At 37.1% G+C, this 18850-nt stretch carries 18 protein-coding genes; 16 read left to right on the forward strand and 2 right to left on the reverse strand.

Annotation, left to right across the window (positions count from 1 at the left end; all coding sequences use genetic code 11):
• Window positions 1-3: 3 nt before the first annotated feature.
• Window positions 4-1215, reverse strand: coding sequence for an exosporium glycoprotein BclB-related protein (locus FBD94_RS26530; RefSeq protein ID WP_136881845.1), 1212 nt, complete (start codon window positions 1213-1215; stop codon window positions 4-6).
• Between the two features lie 580 nt (window positions 1216-1795).
• On the opposite strand from FBD94_RS26530, the gene FBD94_RS22300 reads away from it, so the two are divergent.
• The 3 genes from FBD94_RS22300 to purU all read left to right on the forward strand — a co-directional run bounded on the left by FBD94_RS22300 (window position 1796) and on the right by purU (window position 5149).
• Window positions 1796-3070 (forward strand): nucleotide sugar dehydrogenase, encoded by a 1275-nt coding sequence (locus FBD94_RS22300; protein ID WP_136881846.1) that lies wholly within the window; start codon window positions 1796-1798, stop codon window positions 3068-3070.
• A gap of 53 nt (window positions 3071-3123) precedes the next feature.
• Complete coding sequence (gmd, locus tag FBD94_RS22305) at window positions 3124-4260, forward strand: GDP-mannose 4,6-dehydratase (protein WP_136881847.1); 1137 nt, start codon at window positions 3124-3126, stop codon at window positions 4258-4260.
• A 64-nt stretch (window positions 4261-4324) separates the two neighbouring features.
• Window positions 4325-5149, forward strand: a complete 825-nt coding sequence (gene purU, locus FBD94_RS22310) for a formyltetrahydrofolate deformylase (RefSeq protein WP_136881848.1) — start codon at window positions 4325-4327, stop codon at window positions 5147-5149.
• A 25-nt stretch (window positions 5150-5174) separates the two neighbouring features.
• Here purU and FBD94_RS22315 read toward each other — a convergent pair whose 3' ends face one another.
• Window positions 5175-5513: a helix-turn-helix domain-containing protein gene (locus FBD94_RS22315; protein WP_136881849.1), complete on the reverse strand. Its 339-nt coding sequence runs from the start codon at window positions 5511-5513 to the stop codon at window positions 5175-5177.
• A gap of 197 nt (window positions 5514-5710) precedes the next feature.
• Between FBD94_RS22315 and FBD94_RS22320 the strand changes: the two genes are divergently transcribed.
• The 13 genes from FBD94_RS22320 to pseI all read left to right on the forward strand — a co-directional run bounded on the left by FBD94_RS22320 (window position 5711) and on the right by pseI (window position 18845).
• A complete protein-coding gene (locus FBD94_RS22320) occupies window positions 5711-6409 on the forward strand; it encodes a hypothetical protein (protein WP_136881850.1) in 699 nt (232 codons plus the stop codon).
• Window positions 6410-6606: 197 nt separating this feature from the next.
• Window positions 6607-9081: an SLBB domain-containing protein gene (locus tag FBD94_RS22325; protein ID WP_136881851.1), complete on the forward strand. Its 2475-nt coding sequence runs from the start codon at window positions 6607-6609 to the stop codon at window positions 9079-9081.
• Window positions 9082-9109: 28 nt separating this feature from the next.
• Window positions 9110-10213 carry a Wzz/FepE/Etk N-terminal domain-containing protein gene (locus FBD94_RS22330; protein WP_136881852.1) on the forward strand — a complete coding sequence of 368 codons (1104 nt, stop codon included), beginning with the start codon at window positions 9110-9112 and terminating at the stop codon, window positions 10211-10213.
• Window positions 10213-11229, forward strand: coding sequence for a UDP-N-acetylglucosamine 4,6-dehydratase (inverting) (gene pseB, locus FBD94_RS22335; RefSeq protein WP_136881853.1), 1017 nt, complete (start codon window positions 10213-10215; stop codon window positions 11227-11229). Before FBD94_RS22330 ends, pseB begins: the two co-directional genes overlap by 1 nt.
• Window positions 11229-12425 carry a UDP-4-amino-4,6-dideoxy-N-acetyl-beta-L-altrosamine transaminase gene (gene pseC, locus FBD94_RS22340; protein WP_136881854.1) on the forward strand — a complete coding sequence of 399 codons (1197 nt, stop codon included), beginning with the start codon at window positions 11229-11231 and terminating at the stop codon, window positions 12423-12425. The genes pseB and pseC overlap by 1 nt, the downstream gene beginning before the upstream one ends.
• A complete protein-coding gene (locus FBD94_RS22345; protein WP_136881855.1) occupies window positions 12415-13059 on the forward strand; it encodes a pseudaminic acid biosynthesis-associated methylase in 645 nt (214 codons plus the stop codon). The genes pseC and FBD94_RS22345 overlap by 11 nt, the downstream gene beginning before the upstream one ends.
• A gap of 2 nt (window positions 13060-13061) precedes the next feature.
• Window positions 13062-14219, forward strand: coding sequence for an N-acetyl sugar amidotransferase (locus FBD94_RS22350; RefSeq protein ID WP_235884601.1), 1158 nt, complete (start codon window positions 13062-13064; stop codon window positions 14217-14219).
• A 2-nt stretch (window positions 14220-14221) separates the two neighbouring features.
• Window positions 14222-14818 (forward strand): imidazole glycerol phosphate synthase subunit HisH, encoded by a 597-nt coding sequence (gene hisH, locus FBD94_RS22355; RefSeq protein ID WP_136881856.1) that lies wholly within the window; start codon window positions 14222-14224, stop codon window positions 14816-14818.
• Complete coding sequence (hisF, locus tag FBD94_RS22360; protein WP_136881857.1) at window positions 14819-15589, forward strand: imidazole glycerol phosphate synthase subunit HisF; 771 nt, start codon at window positions 14819-14821, stop codon at window positions 15587-15589.
• Complete coding sequence (locus FBD94_RS22365; protein WP_136881858.1) at window positions 15586-16308, forward strand: cytidylyltransferase domain-containing protein; 723 nt, start codon at window positions 15586-15588, stop codon at window positions 16306-16308. Before hisF ends, FBD94_RS22365 begins: the two co-directional genes overlap by 4 nt.
• Complete coding sequence (gene pseG / locus FBD94_RS22370; protein ID WP_136881859.1) at window positions 16305-17333, forward strand: UDP-2,4-diacetamido-2,4,6-trideoxy-beta-L-altropyranose hydrolase; 1029 nt, start codon at window positions 16305-16307, stop codon at window positions 17331-17333. The genes FBD94_RS22365 and pseG overlap by 4 nt, the downstream gene beginning before the upstream one ends.
• The gene (locus tag FBD94_RS22375) at window positions 17330-17794 is read left to right on the forward strand and encodes a GNAT family N-acetyltransferase (protein WP_136881860.1); all 465 of its coding nucleotides are present in this window, start codon (window positions 17330-17332) and stop codon (window positions 17792-17794) included. Before pseG ends, FBD94_RS22375 begins: the two co-directional genes overlap by 4 nt.
• Window position 17795: 1 nt before the next feature.
• Window positions 17796-18845 (forward strand): pseudaminic acid synthase, encoded by a 1050-nt coding sequence (pseI, locus tag FBD94_RS22380; protein ID WP_136881861.1) that lies wholly within the window; start codon window positions 17796-17798, stop codon window positions 18843-18845.
• Window positions 18846-18850 lie beyond the last annotated feature (5 nt).

The raw sequence follows: 18850 nt of genomic DNA on the forward strand, positions 1-18850 counted from the left end.
TGTTTACTCAATACTTAATCCGGCACTGGCATAGCCATTTACGGTAGTGATTAGTGATATCCCTGCAGCTGAAGAAGAGAACACCAATAAAAAGCGTGTTTGTGCCGTTACCGGAATGTTGAGCCCAGTTGTAATTCCATTAGATATGGAACCTATACTAATGATACCCGATAATGAAGGGGCTAAAGTAACCGATGCGCCTGGAACAGCGGTAAAGCTGTTGTCGGGGCTCGTACTGGAATAAAGCTGTGCAGTAATGGTCACCGTTGAGCCGATCAGCGCTAATGCGGCTGTAGTGCTAAAGTAGGCAGACATGCTTTTTATCGTCCCGCTTCTTGGCATAGAAAAGGCAAAGTTCAACGGTGTACCTGCTGCGCCCGTCAGATCAATTGTCGAACCAAGTATAGAAGGGCTGGGTGCACTGCTGCCAAAACCGATAAAGCTCGGTGTACCGGAAAGTCCGCCTGCGATGGTGGTCAGCGATACAGGAACACCTGATGAGAAGGGAATAATCGCACCACCATTAGAACCACCGGAAGCATCGTTGGCATCGGTAAGTCTTACCCATGCACCTGTTTTTGAATAATAGAAACCTTTAGGTGCGTTGGTCTGATAAACCAGTAAACCATCACTTGGTGAAGTGATCGCTGTTGCTGAAGCTACTCTTGGAATCAGGATACCTTTGGTGGTAGACCAGATGTCCAATACCGCATCATTTGCAGGGAATGTACCCGATCCGGGACCGATTCCGACACCTCCGGTATTGTTGTTCAGGATGTTTGCGCCCGCAGCTGCCCAGCGGTTATCGTTGCTGGTTATTGAAGTCGAAGCGTTTAAAGCATAAGGGACACTAACCAGCTCGACAACACCCAGTAAGGTATAAGCCGTTCCGCCGGCAATATCTGCTTCGATTTTGAGATATTTATTACCTGTAGACCAGGGGATGAGTGAAAAGGTACCCGTCACTACGGTTCCGGTTCCAATTTGCAGGTTCACCAATCCAAAAGCATTTGTGGTTGGCAATTGCGTTTCCGTATAAATGGGGGCACCTACTGGCCCGTTTTGTATCGTAAGCCGCATTCCTACTGCCTGATTCGGCACAGGTTGTCCGGTAGCATTTCGGATTACTGCCTGGTAGTTGATTTTTTGAGGAGTTTGTGCGAAAGTATTGAGCGCAATTAAAGTAAAGATTAAAAAAGTAAATATTTTTCTCATGTTTTTTAAATAAAATTTCTTTCGAAATTACTTCATCTGCTAGAATTTCTGGCAGATGAAGTAGTTCAGGATTATAATTCCGAACCACTTTTTTCGAAAAGGGAAGCTTTCCAGTATTGCTTATTCTTTTTTTGGTGTGCGTTTAGCTTTAGGTCAGATTTTATCAGGTTGTTGGGAGGCATCGTTATGAATAGCGAATGAGTAAGGCTAAAATTGGGAATGAATAGGGGGTTGCTTTACCCTTGCTTTAGGGTTGGCTTAGGGTTGCTTTACCCCTATAGTAAACCAAGGGTATAGCAACCCTAAAGCAAGGGTAAGGCAAGGGTAAAGCAACCACCAACTTACTAGCTACTCATTTCCTATTTATCCCCTATTCATTATTATACCTGAAAGCTCCGTTTGCAGGCTTACAACGCCGTTTGTATATTGAATTGTTTGCTGATTTTCGTTAGTCTTACATTTTTTATTCTCGATTTTGTTTGTTTACTGCTGAAATCGGTTGATGCTTGGAATTACTTTCCTGAAAACGATTGTTTTTGGCAACATTTGTCGAATTAAATTATTTCGTAAGTTTGCGGCCATGTTAGCAGCAAAAAAGCCACACATTGCAATCATAGGTTTAGGTTACGTTGGATTACCTTTAGCCATCGAGTTTGCCAAACAATATCAAGTCCTTGGTTTTGATATCAATGAGACCCGGATAACAGACCTTTCGGCAAATAGAGATATTACTAAAGAAGCCGACTTAGGTGCCTTAAAGGATGTTTTGGGCAATGGACTTGCGCTTTCTTCGGATCTAAGTCTGTTAAAAGACTGTAATGTATATATCGTTACCGTACCTACACCCATTGATCAGTTTAAGTCGCCGGATTTAAAACCGCTTCTAGCTGCTACAGAAATGTTGGGGAAATATCTGTCCAAAGGTGATATCGTGATTTACGAATCTACCGTTTATCCGGGCTGTACCGAAGAGGACTGTGTACCAGTGCTAGAAAAATATTCAGGATTAAAATATAACGTCGACTTTTACTGTGGTTATTCGCCAGAAAGAATCAATCCAGGGGATAAAGTGAATACGCTGACAAAAATTATGAAAGTGACCTCGGGTTCTACACCTGAAGTGGCGGATTGGATCGACGGACTGTATTCGAGCATCATTACTGCGGGTACACATAAAGCGCCAAGTATAAAAGTAGCGGAAGCTTCAAAGGCCATAGAAAACGCACAACGTGATGTGAATATTTCTTTCGTAAATGAGTTGGCTTTGATTTTCGATAAAATGGAGATTGATACTGCTGATGTGATCGCTGCTGCGGGAACGAAATGGAATTTTTTAAAATATAAACCAGGATTGGTAGGTGGACATTGCATTGGTGTCGACCCATATTATCTCGCTTATAAGTCAAATGCATTAGGCTATACGCCACAAGTGATCCTGTCGGGAAGACGGGTGAACGAAAATATGGGTGTTTTTGTGGCAAGTAAAGTCGTAAAAATGCTGATTGCGAATGGTTCCTCTGTAAAAGGGGAGAAAGCGCTTATTCTGGGTTTTGCTTTTAAGGAAAATTGTCCGGATGTGAGAAATACTAAAGTGGTCGACATTTATACGGAGTTGCAGCAATTTGGAATGGATGTTCATGTGTATGATCCCTGGGCCATTGCCGAGGAGGTGCATGAGGAGTATGGCATTACCTTAGCGCAAAACTTAGACGAAAAAAATTATAAGGCGATTATCATTGCTGTTGCGCATGATGAATTCCTGAACCTGGATTATGCTAGCTATAAGCAGAATGGAGCCATTATTTTTGATACAAAATCTTTTATTGATCGCAAGTTTGCTGATGCACGCTTGTAGGGAAATTAAATAATTTCGTATGTTTACGCCTGCAAATTAAAAGACATATATTGATGAAAGTAGCTTTAATAACCGGTATTACGGGACAGGATGGTGCATATTTAGCAGAATTTTTGCTAAAAAAGGGGTATTTTGTACATGGTTTAAAGCGTAGATCTTCGTCATTTAATACGGATCGGATCGATCATTTGTATCAGGATCAGCATGAGCAAGGTGTGAAAATGAAATTGCATTATGGCGATTTGACCGATTCGACCAATTTAATTCGCATTATCCAGGAAACTCAACCGGACGAAATCTATAACCTTGCCGCGATGAGCCACGTTCATGTGAGCTTTGAAATGCCTGAATATACCGCTAATGCGGATGGTATTGGTACTTTAAGGTTGCTAGAGGCGATACGGATTTTGGGAATGGAGAAAAAAACAAAAATCTACCAGGCTTCAACTTCTGAATTGTATGGATTGGTGCAAGCGGTTCCGCAAAGTGAGTCGACTCCTTTCTATCCGCGTTCTCCCTATGCAGTAGCCAAAATGTATGGGTACTGGATTACAGTAAACTACAGGGAAGCTTATAAAATGTATGCATGTAACGGGATTTTGTTTAACCACGAAAGTCCGCTTAGAGGGGAGACTTTTGTAACGCGTAAAATTACCAGGGCTGCTTGTAAAATAGCTTTGGGTCTACAAAATTGCTTGTATCTGGGTAATCTTTCTGCGCAAAGAGATTGGGGGCATGCTAAAGACTATATCGAAGCGATGTGGTTGATTCTTCAACAGGAACAGCCTGAAGATTACGTTATTGCTACCGGGATAACCACTACGGTTAGAGACTTCGTAAAAATGAGTTTTGCTGAGCTCGGTATTGAGGTTGAGTTTAGTGGTAAGGATGAGCACGAGCGTGGAGTAATCATTGATGTAGATCAGGAAATGGTTGTGAAGCTTGGCCTAAATGATAAGAACTTAAACCCGGGTACTGTTGTGGTACAGGTGGATGAAAAATATTTCCGTCCTACAGAAGTTGATCTTTTATTGGGTGATCCAACTAAGGCCAATACCAAATTGGGTTGGAAACCTAAGTATGACTTACCTGCATTGGTGGAGGACATGATTCAATCGGATTTACACCTGATGAAGAAAGACGAATACCTAAAAGAAGGTGGTTTTAAAACCCTAAATTATTTCGAATAGCTATTTCTTGTTAATCATTAAAGGATATTGCTATCTTGCTTTTTTAATTTAGCGCGATATCCTAATGATCATCATTATCCAATGCAAGGACCGGGTAGGTCTGGTCGCAGACATTTCCAGAATATTATCTGAAGCAGAGCTGAACATCATTTCTATGCGTGAGCATGTGGATAAAGCTGAAGATCGCTTTTTTATGCGTTTGGAAGTGGATGGCATTGCGGATGAAATCCCATTGGAATTAAGTCTGACACAGATTTTGCCTAAAGGGGCAATGATTAGCGTGAACCCTGTTCCTGATAAAAAGATCGTAGTGATGGTGACTAAGGAGTACCATTGTTTGGCTGATATTCTGATCCGGAATAATTTCGGTACGTTGGGAGCCACTGTGCTTTGTGTAATTGGTAACCATAGTGTGCTTCAAAAGATCTGCGATCGGTTTGATATTCCGTTTTTTCTGATTCCTTATCATGAGGACAAGGCGGTGTCTGAGCGGGATATTATTTTTAAAATCAAAGCGTATCAGCCTGATTATATTGTGTTGGCGAAGTTTATGCGTGTCCTTTCGCCTCAGTTTGTGGCCAACTTCCCCAATAAGGTGGTCAACATACATCATTCTTTTTTGCCGGCATTTGCTGGGGCAAGTCCTTATAAGCAAGCTTTTGAAAGAGGGGTTAAGCTGATTGGTGCAACGGCTCATTTTGTAACGGATGATTTGGATGAGGGGCCAATTATCGCACAGCAAATCATTCCCGTAAACCATTCTTTTACCGCTGCTGATATGGTGAAGTCGGGAAAGGAGATTGAGACTTCAGTATTAGCAAAAGCGTTGCACTTGGTCTTGAATGATCGGGTGTTTGTTTATAAGAACAAAACTGTTGTATTTGAGTAAATACAACAGTTTCATAAATTGAGACTTACCCACCTTTTTTCTTGGTTCTAATTCTTTCGAAGAGCACTATGATTTCATCTTGAAGTTGAATCACTTCTGCTTCTTTTTTGGCAATTTGTATTTTTAACTGTCCTACATTTAAGGCATGTAGGACTTGGGGATCTTCATCTACTGCCATGAGTTGCATTGGACTTACCTTAAATAATCGCGCAATTTGGTTCAATCTGGAGATGTTTAAGTCGGTGGTTCCTGTTTCTATCTTAGAGAAGGCTGGGACTGAGATGTTTAATTGTTCGGCGGCTTGTCTTTGGCTCCATCCGTTTTTCTTGCGCAGTGTCTTAATATTTTTGCTTACGTCGCTCATGTCGTTTTCTCCTTAAGATATTCAAAAGCCAATGAAGCAACCACACAATCTATTAAGTTTTTATTTTTTTTATTGAAAAAACATTGACCTGTTTTAGAATGTTGGCATAAAAAATGACTATGAATGAATCGTTAGATTTGATTAAAATTGTATTTTATTATCATAGATTTGATTAGAAAAATAAGTTCACAAGATAAATGAAAAAACAAGTACTAATTATGCTCTCTCTTTTGCTTAGTAGTACTGCCTTCTCGCAGATAAACGGGGATTATAATTATAGCATCGCTGTCCGGGGCTATAACCTGATGCAGATGCCACGGATTTTAAATCAAAAAGAAGTGGGGAAATTGACAGAAACGTCTTTCCATAGCGGAATGTTAAAGTTCAATGATAACCAGATTAGCTACAGGCTGAGTGGAAGCTACCTTAAAAAGAATGTTCAAATCGTAAATAACTGTCTGAACTGTGAAGAGGCTAATGGGAAAATGACGGATTATAGCTTTAAGCTGGGCTTTGAAAAGAACTTTAATTTCTCCAGGATACAGCCGTATTTTGGCTTTGATATAGGGTATCGGTATAATAAATTTGAGGGGACAATGGTTTCTAAAAATATACAAGCTATGGCTGTTGAAACCGCGTCCCTGGCCGCTACTGGGGTTGACGCTAGCAAATCGGGGTTTATTGCTTCACCAGTAATGGGGCTCAAAATTAATCCAATACCACAAGTTACATTGTTTGCGGAGGCGAGTTTGGATTTTTTTGTTTTCTATGAGCGACAAGAGACGGTTACCTTGGATATTAATAATACCCGAACCTTCAATAAATACAATAAGTCGGAGTTTTTGTTGAATCCTGTCTCGATAGGGATTCAGGTAAATATAGGGAGTAATAGGTGATGGATGCTTCTTGTCATACCTTCATCATAATTCAATTAAATTGATATATTTGCAAGCAATACTAAACCTACATCTACCCTATGAAAGTTAAGTTGACCAAATTTTTAAGTCATAAGCTCTCCATTCTGAATTACGATGCCGAATCCCAATTTTTAGGGCAAGATTTAGTATATAACCATTAAGCTCTCCTCACAATTATGAATTTTAAAAGAACTACTGCTGCAATATTTTTTCTATTTGCTGTTTTGGTCACACAAACAGTTTTTGCACAATCTAATTATGCCAATGTAAAAGTTGACGAGCTTTCAGATGCTCAGATTTTGCAGATGATTAAAAAGGCAGAATCAATAGGGTACAATGAAGCTCAGTTAGAACAAATGGCTGCAGCACAAGGGATGAAGCCTGATGAGGTTCAAAAGCTAAAACTTCGTGTTGAAAAGGTACGTAAACAGGGGGCTTCAAAAGAAGTGGAGCCTGAGAATAAGGCTGCAAGTACTGGTAGGGAAAATAGTGAAACTACGGATGGTGGTGCAGTAAATAACGAAAAGAAGGTGAAAGATGACGAAATTGGGCCGAAAGTATTCGGATCTGAGCTGTTCAAAAATGGAAGCATCACTTTTGAGCCGAATCTTCGCATGGCTACGCCTAAAGGATATATTATTGGTCCGGACGATAAGTTGTTGATTGATTTAACAGGTGATAATGAGGCTAGTTACAATTTAGCTGTCAGCCCCGATGGGATCATTAATTTGCAATATGTCGGGCGAATTGCTGTTGGTGGTTTATCCATAGATCAGGCGACCTCTAAAATTCGTACCGCGATGGGGAAAACTTACCCTTCATTGCGTTCTGGTCGGACTAATTTGGCGATCAATTTAGGAAATATCAGAAGCATTAAAGTAACAATGACCGGGCAGGTGACTAAACCGGGTACTTATACCTTGTCTTCATTATCTACAGTTTATAATGCATTGTACGCTTCCGGTGGTCCTTCGCAAAATGGTACGTTCCGTAAAATCCAGGTGATTCGTAACAATAAAGTTGTTTCTACAATTGATGTTTATGATTTCTTGTTAAAGGGAATTCAGCAAAATAATATTCGTTTGCAAGATCAGGATGTTATTAATGTGCCTGTTTTTGATAAACGTGTGGAGGTACAAGGAGAAGTAAAGACAGCGGCTTTATTTGAGGTAGTTGCAGGTGAAAGTTTACAGGATCTGATTGGTTTTGCTGGAGGTTTTACTACACAGGCTTATAGGGCTAAGATCAAAACGTTTCAAAATACAGATAAGGAACGTCGCATTACGGATGTAGCTGCTGCTGATTTCAGTACTTATGCACCTAAAAATGGCGATAAGTTTGTTATAGAAGCAATATTAGATAGGTTCCAGAATAGGGTAGAGATATTAGGTGCTGTTTTTCGCCCGGGTGTTTATGAATTGGAAAAGGGCGCTACGCTTAGGGGTTTGATCAATAAAGCGGATGGGTTGACTGAAGATGCATTTATGAACCGTGGTTATATCAATCGATTAAATGCTGACAATACGCAGAGTTTGATTTCATTTGATGTCGCCAAAATTGTTGCGGGTACGGTTCAGGATATCTCCTTACAAAGGGAAGATAAGGTAACAATTTCTTCATTGTTTGATTTAAGAGATGAGTACAAGTTGAGCATTCAAGGAGAAGTAAGAGCACCGGGTACTTTTGAATACGCAGATTATATCACTTTGGGGGATATCATACAAATGGCAGGAGGCTTTAAAGAGGGGGCAACACCAAATCGGGTTGAAATTTCAAGAAGGGTGAAAAATAGTGATTCCTTATCAAAATCGGCGATAACTGCTGAGTTGTTTACTGTGAACATCGATCCGCAGTTAAAAATAGAAGAGAATGATTTTATACTCAAACCTTTTGATATTGTTACGGTTCGTAATTCGGCTGGTTATTCCACACAAAAGCAAATTAAGTTAGAAGGAGAGGTATTGTATCCTGGTCTTTATACGATTACTTCCAAGGATGAGCGGATTTCTGATGTGATTAAAAGAGCAGGGGGATTAACACCTTACGCTTATGCAGAGGGCGCTTCGTTAAAACGGCCTGGGGCAGAAAAAGTAAATCCAAAGGATAAGAATGCTATTGATAATAAGGAAGAGGAAAATAAGAAGTTTTTAAATTTAAAGAGAGCACAAGAAGCAGGGGTTAAGGATACGGTTAAAGCGGAGGTAGAGCAGAAGCTAATTCAATCAGATCTGGTTGGGATTAGTTTAGATCAGATTTTGCATAAACCGCATTCACGATATGATTTGATTGTAGAAGATGGTGATGTGGTTCGTGTGCCAAGACAATTGCAGACTGTTAAAGTAACAGGAGAGGTTTTAAATCCGAACAGTATAGTCTATATGCCGGAGAAAAGCTTCAAGCAGTATGTAAATGGTGCGGGAGGTTTTACTTCAAGTGCATTGAAAAAGGGTGCTTATATTAAATATGCAAATGGATCGGTTGAAGCAGGGGGTAAGTTTTTGTTTTTTAACAATTATCCAAAAGTGAAACCGGGAGCGGAGATATTGGTACCAAAAAAGGCGGAGAGAGAAAGAATGACAGCCCAGAGCTGGATTGGTATAGGGACAGCTGTTGCTTCATTAGGGGCGATAATAGTTAGTTTGTTGAGATAAGTTACTTTTAATACACATGTATAAATAAATGAATTCGGAAGATCCAAACAAGCAATCCATTAATTCAGATGAGATTTCTTTAAAACAACTTTTTTTTAATCTTCGAGATTGGTGTAATTATTTGTTATCCAAATGGGTAATAATTGTCTTGATAGGGGGATTAGGTGGGATTTTAGGATTTACCTATGCTTTCTTTAAAAAGCCAATGTACACAGCAACAACAACATTTGTACTGGAAGATGCAGGAAATGGGGCAAGTGCATTAGGAAGCCTAGGTGGATTGGCCTCAATGGTTGGGATAGACGTCGGTGGCGGTGGTGGGATTTTTCAAGGTGATAATATTTTGGAGCTGTATAAGTCTCGAACTATGATTGCTAGGACGCTGTTGACCGAAATTGATTATCTAGGCAAAAAGCAATTGCTAATCGATAGATACATCGATATGAATGGGCTAAGAGATAAATGGAAAGGTAAGCCCGAGCTGAACTTAATTAGATTTAAGAAATTAGATTCAGGATTATCTGAATCTAATTTTACAAGGTTACAAGATAGTATACTTTTAGCAATTGTTAAAGAAATAGGGGAGAAGTATCTAGTTGTAGGGAAACCAGATAAGAAATTGAGTATCATTAAAGCTGAAGTTAGAGCCTTAGATGAAATATTCGCCAAAGATTTTAATGACCAAATTGTAAAAAATGTTAATGATTTTTATGTTCAAACAAAAACAAAAAAATCAATTGAGAATGTCGAAATCCTACAAGAAAAGGTAGATTCTGTGAGATCCGTAATGGACGGAGCAATTAATAAAGCCGCGGCTGTATCTGATGCCACACCAAATTTAAATGTCACAAGACAAATCCAGCGGATCGCACCTATTCAACGGTCTCAATTTAATGCCGAAACGAATAAGGCAATTCTTGCAGAATTAGTTAAAAATCTTGAACTTTCTAAAATTTCCTTGCATAAGGAAACACCTTTAATTCAAATTATTGATTCTCCCATTTTTCCATTGACCATAGACAAAATGGGTAGAATGAAGGGGATTGCTTTGGGAGCCATATTAGCTGTATTCGTGGTCATCTCTTTTTTTACTCTTAGATTAATTTTTAAACATATTTTAAAGGAAAACTGATGTTAGATTTAAAACATAAAAGTATTTTAATAACTGGTGGTACTGGGTCTTTAGGAAAAGCACTTACGAAAGAGATTTTATTAAAACACCCTGAGGTTAGAAGGGTGATTATCTTTTCAAGAGATGAACAAAAACAATTTCAAATGGCCCAAGAATACCCTGAAACTGCCTACCCACAGTTGAGATTCTTTATTGGTGATGTTAGAGATGAGCAAAGATTAACACGAGCCTTTAAAGGCGTGGATTATGTTATTCATGCAGCGGCTATGAAACATGTTCCAATTGCAGAGTATAATCCTGATGAGTGTATTAAAACTAATGTGATGGGAGCACAAAATGTTATTCATGCTTGTTTTCAGACTAATGTTAAACGGGTTGTTGCACTTTCGACTGATAAGGCTTGTGCGCCAATTAATCTATATGGTGCGACTAAGTTAACTTCTGACAAACTATTTGTAGCTGCAAATAACATTAAGGGGGATAATCCAGTGGTTTTTTCTGTTGTAAGATATGGGAATGTAATGGGGTCAAATGGTTCGGTAATACCTTTTTTCCTTAAAAAGAAAGCGGAAGGAGTATTGCCTATTACTGATGCAAATATGACTAGGTTTAATATTTCTTTACAAGGTGGTGTTGACATGGTTATGCATGCTTTGAGCCATGCTTGGGGCGGAGAAATTTTTATTCCAAAAATACCTTCATATAGGATTACAGATGTGGCTACAGCTATCGGTTCTGAATGCGAACAGGTTATAGTGGGGATTAGGCCTGGAGAAAAGGTTCACGAAGAAATGATTACACCTTCTGATTCATTTTACACTTACGATCTAGGCAAGTATTATACAATTTTACCTTCTACTCCTGGATGGAATTTAGATGAATTTAAAGAAAAATTTAATGCCAAAATTGTTCCTCAAGGATTTGCTTATAATTCAGGTGAAAATACTGAGTGGGAAACAATTGACGGGTTAAGAGCATTAATTAAAGAGCATGTTGATCCTAATTTTGTAATGTAATGAGTGAACCAATACCTTATGGTAAGCAAAATATAACGCAAGATGATATTGAGGCGGTAATGGAAGTCTTGCAATCTGATTATTTAACACAGGGCCCTAAAATACTTGAATTTGAACAGGCGTTTGCAACCTATATTGGGTGTAAATACGCTGTGGCAGTATCTAATGGGACGGCTGCATTGCATTTATGTGCTATGTCATTAGGTGTAGAAAAAGGAGATAAAGTTATAACAACTCCAATTACCTTTGCGGCTTCAGCCAACTGTGTCCGCTATTGTGGCGGGGATGTGGTTTTTGCAGATATTAATCCAGAAACCTACCTTTTAGATGTAAATAAAGTTAAAGAGTTATTGGAATCATCACCTAAAGGGACGTATAGGGGACTGATTCCAGTTGATTTCGCTGGTAGGGCGATTGATTTAGAAGCCTACCGAAAGCTGGCAGACGAGTTTGATCTATGGATTATAGAGGATGCGTGCCATGCCCCTGGGGGATATTTTATTGATAGTAAGGGTAAACACCAAAATTGTGGCAATGGTAATTATGCGGATTTAGCTATTTTTTCTTTTCATCCAGTAAAACATATTGCCTGTGGTGAGGGTGGAATGATCACTACTAATGATGAAAACTTATATCACAAGCTATTGCAATTAAGAACCCATGGTATAACAAAAAATGAAGGACTATATGTGAATTCTGCGAGTTTTGCTGCAGGTGAGGACAGTGATAGTTATCCAGGATGGTACATGGAGATGCAAAATTTAGGTTATAATTATCGATTAACCGATTTTCAGGCTGTTTTGGGTTCGAGTCAATTAAAAAGAGCTGATGATGGTATAACGAGAAGGCGGGAAATTGCGGAAGTATATGATAGAGCGTTCAAGAATAATTCATTTGTAAAAGGACAGTCTGGTGTGATAAATGGTCACGCTTATCATTTATATGTTATAGAGGTAGAAAATAGGTTAGGATTGTATAATTATTTAAGAGCCAATAATATTTTTGCTCAAATTCATTACATCCCTTGTCATCTAATGCCTTATTACAAGGAGTTTGGTTGGAAAGTGGATGATATGCCTAATGCGGAGGAATATTATAAACACTGTATAAGTCTACCTATGTATCCAACTTTAACAAACGAAGAACAAAAATATGTTATTAATAAAATATTAAACTTTCTAAATAATGAAAACTAATCAAGAAAATTTTTGGGGTAAAACCTTTGGGAAAGAGTATAGTGATCGTAATTCCTGGCAATCTGATAATGACTGGGATAAGTTTTATGAAGAAACCTGGGGGTTGTCAAAAATTGAAATTAATAATTTTGTTATGAAAGACTTACCTCGTGATATAAAAATACTAGAGGTAGGATGTAACATTGGTATGCAATTGCGAGGATACCAAAGGATGGGATTTGAAAATTTATATGGTATTGAATTACAGCATTATGCAGTGGAACGTTCAAAAGAAATAACTGAAAAAATAAATATCATTCAGGGATCAGGTTTTGATATACCTTTTCGGGATGGTTATTTTGATCTTGTATGTACCAATGGCGTACTAATACATATCGCACCAGAAGACCATCACCGTATTATGTCTGAAATGCATAGATGCAGTAATCAATATATAATGGGATGGGAATATTTTGCAGCCGAAACCACTGATATTGATTACCGAGGTAATACTGGATTTTTATGGAAAGCTGATTTTGCTGATATTTTCTTGAAGAGTTTTAATGATTTGAAGTTAGTTGATAAGAAAAAAGTGGCATATATTACTGAAAAAGATAAAGGCAACGAAGATGAGATTTATTTACTATCAAAGTAGACATGGAAATGAAAATTAAGTTCTGTAAAAATTGTCTTTTTCCTGAAACTAAGCCGGACCTTTTTTTTAATGAGGAAGGTGTGTGTACAGCATGTCAGGCTGCTTCTGAGAAAAAGGATGTAATAGATTGGGTAGCGAAAGAGCAGGAATTTGTTCATATTATAAACGAATTCAAAAAGAAAGATAACGAAATTGGTTATGATTGTCTAATCCCTGTAAGCGGAGGTAAAGATAGCACATATCAATGTTATATGGCAAAGAAGTATGGTTTAAATCCATTAGCTGTTTGCTTTGAGACAACATACGTTACAGAGCTAGGAAGAAGGAATATAGATAGTATTTCTAAGATGGGAATAGACCTAATTCATTTCAAAAAAAACCACGATGTCTATAAAAAAATGGTTGTGGAATCTTTCATCAGAGTGGGAGATGAAATGTGGCCTAACCACATAGGAATTTTTACTATTCCTGTAATGGTTGCAGTCAAATTTAATATTCCGATCATTCTATGGGGAGAGAACCCACAACAAGAATATGGAGGCCCCATTGAAGCATCGAGAGCCCCTATTCTTAATAGAAGGTGGCTAGAAGAATTTGGAGGTCTGTTGGGAAACAGAATTCAGGATATGATTGGTGTAAGAGGAATAACGACTAAGGAGCTAACTCCTTATTTTTATCCATCCGATGAGGAGATTGAAAAAGTGGGAGTTAGAGGATTATTTCTTGGACATTATTTCTTTTGGGATGCTAGAAAACAATTAGACATTATACTAAAGGAAACTGATTTTGATATCAAAAGAGATGGCCCAATAGAAGGTACATACACTAACTATGAAAATCTTGATGAAAGGTTAGTCGGGCTACATGATTACTTAAAGTTCGTTAAATATGGCTTCGGCCGTGCGACTGATCATGTGTGTATAGATATTCGAAATGCGAGATTAACTAGAGATGAGGGGCTGAAGTTGGTTAAAGAGTATGATGGAAAATACCCACACTTTGGTGTTGAATCTTTTGTTGAATATTCCGGGATGGCTCTGGATGAGATCGATAACGTCATTGATTCTTTTACAAATCCAGTATTATTTAAACAAAATGAAGATGGTAGTTTTGCTCGAGACGAATATAAAAACCTGATTAGAAATTATGAAATAATATAAGAATGGTTGCAATCATTGATTATGGAATGGGAAACGTTTCATCAGTACAAAAGGCATTAAAAAAAATTGGACTGATGAGTAATATTACTGCTGACAGGGAAGAGATAACCAAATGTACACATGTCATATTGCCTGGAGTAGGTTCTTTTAATCAAGCCATGAAGAATCTTAATGAAAGAGGGTTGGTTGACGTTTTGAATGAAGTAGTTTTAGAAGATAAAAAACCTTTTTTAGGTATTTGTTTAGGGATGCAGCTTTTAGCTGATTTTGGTCTTGAAGATGGTGAAATGCCAGGATTGGGATTTATTAAAGGTACAGTTAAGCCAATCGCGAACCATGAACTTCCAATTCCACATATGGGTTGGAACGAGATTTATGTAAAAAAGAATGATTTTTTCGCAAATATTCAGGACAATAATTTTTACTTTGTACATAGTTATTGCTTTGAGGTCGAAGATGATTCTGATATCGCTGCTACAGTTCAATACGGCCATTCAATAACGGCCGCAGTTCAAAAAAACAATATTTTTGCTACACAATTTCACCCAGAGAAAAGTCAATCTGAGGGGCTTGAAATTCTAAAGTCTTTTTTACAATAGATGCTTAAAAAACGAGTTATTCCGGTTTTATCTTTTAATGGTTTCGCTTTAGTGAAAACCAAACAATTTGGAAATCCCAGAATGGTTGGCAATCCCATGCAAGCTGCAAGGGTATATAATAGCAGAAATGTTGATGAACTTATTTTTGTTGATATATTTGCCACCAAACAACATAGAAAGATTAACTTGAGTGTTGTAAAACAAGTTATTAATGAATGCTTTATGCCTGTTACTATTGGTGGTGGGATAGATTCCATTAAAGATATTCATGACCTACTTCAAATTGGCGCAGATAAAGTTGTTATCAAAACTGCGGCAATCCATTCTCCTGATTTTATTAAAGAGGCCGTAAAAACTTTTGGAAGTCAATGTATTGTTATAGCAATTGATGTTGATACGACTGCAGACAAATGTAAAATATTTCAAAATGACATTTATGCATTGGATTTTATCAAGAGTGTACAAGATTTAGGCGCTGGCGAACTTTTTATAAATGACGTGATGAATGATGGATTAATGAATGGTTTTAATATGGATTTTTTTAAATCGATTAGTTCAGAAACCTCACTACCTATTATTGCTTGTGGTGGCGCTGGAAAACCTGATCACTTTCCAGACTTATTTTTAAATAAGAATATAACTGGAGTTGCTGCCGCTAGTATATTCCATTATACTCAATATACACCATTTGACATAAAATTTGCAATTAATAAACGTGGTTATCCTGTTAGGCTTTTCGATCAACATTTAAATGAAGGGGTAAATTTATGAGAATTGCAATAATAACCCAGGCAAGAATAAATAGTAGCAGGTTGCCTAATAAGATTTTTTTGGAAGCCGCGGGGAAATCTTTTTTATCCTATCATATTGAAAGGTTAAAGGAAACGACTGTGCCCATAATAGTTGCAACCACAGATGATGGCTCCGAATTGCCCATAGTTGAGTTTTGTCTGAAAAATAATATAGACTGCTTTAGAGGTAGCGAAATGAATGTTTTAAAGCGCTTTTATGATTGTGCAGTTCATAATGATATTGAGGTAATTGTCAGAGTCACTTCAGATTGTCCATTAATTGATGCCGAATTAGTGAAGCAAGGAATTGATAGATATTTGTCTTTCAGTGATGATAAATTATATTTTTCAAATACATTAGACAGAACCTTTCCAAGAGGAGCGGACTTCGAAATTTTTTCAATTGCCCAGCTAAAGAATGCGTATGAAAATGCGTATGATGAATTAGATGCTGAACATGTTACCCCTTACATTTGGAAAAATAAATCAGGGGAAGTAAACATATTTCAATTAAAACAGTCTGCTGATTATAGCAACTATAGATTGACACTAGATACTCAGGAGGACTTTGAACTCATTAAATTATTAATAGAAGAGTATAAAGCTGACAAGTTAAGCATGAAAAGTATTTGTGAAATTATGGATCAAAATCCTTCTTTGGCAAAAATTAATAGTCATATTGAACAAAAGAAAGCTTGAAAAGGACTATAGCTTTCGTTACTATAGCCTCAGGTGAAGTAGGCATGGGGCATTTGATGAGATCGTTATCACTCGCTGAGATGCTTCAGGAGGAATTTAATATAAAGTTCATTATTGATACAGATAAGCATGAGATCATTGAAATGATTAAAGAAATGCATTACCAGGTGGATCAAATATCGAAATCATCGCCAATAGGAAACTTCTTAAATCTTTGGCCACATCTTTACAACTGCCATATTGTTGTACTAGATTTTTATGGGATAACAAAGGAACTTCAATTAGACTTAAAGGAACAAAATTTTAAATTTGTATGTATTGATGATTTGCATGATACCCACTTCTATGCCGATGCAATCATTAATGTATCAAATGGTGTCAAACCTGAGGACTATTCGTGTGAAAGAAATACTAAATTATATTTAGGGACTGATTTTGCTTTGCTTAGGTCAGCTTTTTTAGAAGCTGCTATTCTTCCGCAAAAAGTAATTAGATCGATTGATTCTGTTTTTATTAATATGGGAGGGGCAGATTTACCAAATAATACTTTGAAATTTCTTAGGGCAATTTTGAAGTATAATATTATAAAGAAAATACATATTGTAATAGGGATTGTTAATCCTTATTTACAAATGATAACCGATTTTACTAATAATAATCAACACTTATCAGAAATTTATATTTATCATGGTATAAATAGCGATAAAATGAAAAGTATTTTGTTAGAGTGCCAATTGGCTATATGCCCTGCAAGTGGTATTTCAATTGAAATTTGTGCTATTGGTATAGGAATTGTGACAGGTTTTACTGCCGAGAACCAAAAAGATGTATTGAAAGGGCTAATTGATAGGAAATGTGCCTTTAACTTAGGGGATTTTAATTTACAGGAGGAAGATGAAATTAGTGCTTCTTTTGGTCAAATTTTAACTAATATAAGAGAGATTAATGAAATGGTTTATAATCAAAAAGTATTGATAGACGGGCAATCACCTCGTCGTTTAAAAGATCTGTTTATTGCATTATGATTCAATTAAATTATAGAAAGGCATGCATAGAAGATCTAGACCTTTATTTTAAATGGAGTAATGATCCGCTAGTAAGACAGAATTCATTTAATCAGACTGAAATACCTTATTCAGATCATGTAAGATGGTTCACGAATAAGTTAAAGGATGAGAGATGCCATTTCTACTTATTTTTAGATTCTAATTTTAAGGCCGTTGGTCAAGTACGGATTGATAAATTTGATGACGAGATTATAATCGGACTTTCAATTGATGAACATTTTAGGGGTAAGGGGTTGGGGCCTGAAATGTTAAATTTGGCATGTATAGATTATAAAAAGTTCCACCCTGATGAAATTATAGTGGCGTACATTAAAGAAGGTAATATATCTTCTTATAAGGTATTCGAAAAAGCTGGATTTGGGAATGGGACTAAAATAATGGTTAAAAATGGGCTAACATACCGATTAATAAAAAAATGATATGAAAGATTTTAATATTGGAAACAGGATTGTTGGGAATGAACACCCTACTTTTATTATAGCTGAATTGTCTGCTAATCATAATGGAAGTCTTGAAAATGCTTTGGAGACAATTAAAGCTGCAAAGCGTGCAGGCGCTGACTGTATTAAACTACAGACATATACGGCTGATACAATTACACTTGATTCTAGAAATGATGATTTTAAATTAAAGCAAGGGACAATATGGGATGGTAAGTATTTATATGATTTATATCAGGAAGCATACACGCCTTGGGAATGGCATAAGGAATTATTTGATGCAGCTGAATCTGAGGGACTAATTTGTTTTTCATCACCGTTTGATTTTACAGCGGTTGATTTACTGGAAGAACTGAATACTCCTGCATATAAAATAGCCTCTTTTGAAATAACGGATATTCCGTTAATAGAATACGTTGCCTCTAAAGGAAAGCCTATTATTATTTCTACGGGAGTTGCGGAGATCGAGGATATAGACCTAGCTGTTGATGCCTGTAAAAGAATGGGCAATAATGACATAGCTTTGCTGAAGTGCACTTCAAGTTACCCAGCCCCAATTGAAGAGGCTAATCTAATTATGATTAAGGATTTAGCTACTCGATATAATGTCGTTTCGGGTCTTTCTGATCACACACTGGGGAGTACAGCTCCAATTGTTGCTACAGTGATGGGTGCTAAAATCATTGAAAAACATTTTATTTTGGATAGGGCTATTGGTGGGCCGGATGCATCTTTTTCTATGAATGAAATCGAGTTTACTGATATGGTAAAAGCGGTTAGGGAAGCTGAAAAAGCAATAGGCATCGTTGATTATAATTTAACAGATAAACAAAAAAAAGGAAGAGAGTTTTGTAGATCCTTATATGTTGTTCAGAATATTAAAGCAGGAGAAAAAATTACTTCTGAAAATATAAAATCTATAAGACCCGGATATGGTTTGCATCCTAAATTTTTTATAAGTGTTTTGGGGAAAAATGTAAATAGAGATTTGGAACGCGGGGAAAGGTTAGATTTAGCTTTTATTCAATAAATACG

Origin of the sequence: Pedobacter hiemivivus (genome assembly GCF_005144565.1) — a bacterium.
In the GTDB taxonomy this organism is placed as follows: Bacteria; Bacteroidota; Bacteroidia; order Sphingobacteriales; family Sphingobacteriaceae; genus Pedobacter; species Pedobacter hiemivivus.

Bases quoted from the DNA above. Each gene is read 5' to 3' on its own strand.
- hisF (WP_136881857.1), top strand. From the start codon at position 14,819: ATGCTTAAAAAACGAGTTATTCCGGTTTTATCTTTTAATGGTTTCGCT.
- pseC (WP_136881854.1), top strand. From the start codon at position 11,229: ATGAGTGAACCAATACCTTATGGTAAGCAAAATATAACGCAAGATGAT.
- FBD94_RS26530 (WP_136881845.1), bottom strand. From the start codon at position 1,215: ATGAGAAAAATATTTACTTTTTTAATCTTTACTTTAATTGCGCTCAAT.
- FBD94_RS22365 (WP_136881858.1), top strand. From the start codon at position 15,586: ATGAGAATTGCAATAATAACCCAGGCAAGAATAAATAGTAGCAGGTTG.
- purU (WP_136881848.1), top strand. From the start codon at position 4,325: ATGATCATCATTATCCAATGCAAGGACCGGGTAGGTCTGGTCGCAGAC.
- FBD94_RS22330 (WP_136881852.1), top strand. From the start codon at position 9,110: ATGAATTCGGAAGATCCAAACAAGCAATCCATTAATTCAGATGAGATT.
- gmd (WP_136881847.1), top strand. From the start codon at position 3,124: ATGAAAGTAGCTTTAATAACCGGTATTACGGGACAGGATGGTGCATAT.
- FBD94_RS22300 (WP_136881846.1), top strand. From the start codon at position 1,796: ATGTTAGCAGCAAAAAAGCCACACATTGCAATCATAGGTTTAGGTTAC.
- FBD94_RS22315 (WP_136881849.1), bottom strand. From the start codon at position 5,513: ATGAGCGACGTAAGCAAAAATATTAAGACACTGCGCAAGAAAAACGGA.
- FBD94_RS22375 (WP_136881860.1), top strand. From the start codon at position 17,330: ATGATTCAATTAAATTATAGAAAGGCATGCATAGAAGATCTAGACCTT.
- FBD94_RS22320 (WP_136881850.1), top strand. From the start codon at position 5,711: ATGAAAAAACAAGTACTAATTATGCTCTCTCTTTTGCTTAGTAGTACT.
- hisH (WP_136881856.1), top strand. From the start codon at position 14,222: ATGGTTGCAATCATTGATTATGGAATGGGAAACGTTTCATCAGTACAA.
- FBD94_RS22350 (WP_235884601.1), top strand. From the start codon at position 13,062: ATGGAAATGAAAATTAAGTTCTGTAAAAATTGTCTTTTTCCTGAAACT.
- FBD94_RS22325 (WP_136881851.1), top strand. From the start codon at position 6,607: ATGAATTTTAAAAGAACTACTGCTGCAATATTTTTTCTATTTGCTGTT.
- pseI (WP_136881861.1), top strand. From the start codon at position 17,796: ATGAAAGATTTTAATATTGGAAACAGGATTGTTGGGAATGAACACCCT.
- FBD94_RS22345 (WP_136881855.1), top strand. From the start codon at position 12,415: ATGAAAACTAATCAAGAAAATTTTTGGGGTAAAACCTTTGGGAAAGAG.
- pseB (WP_136881853.1), top strand. From the start codon at position 10,213: ATGTTAGATTTAAAACATAAAAGTATTTTAATAACTGGTGGTACTGGG.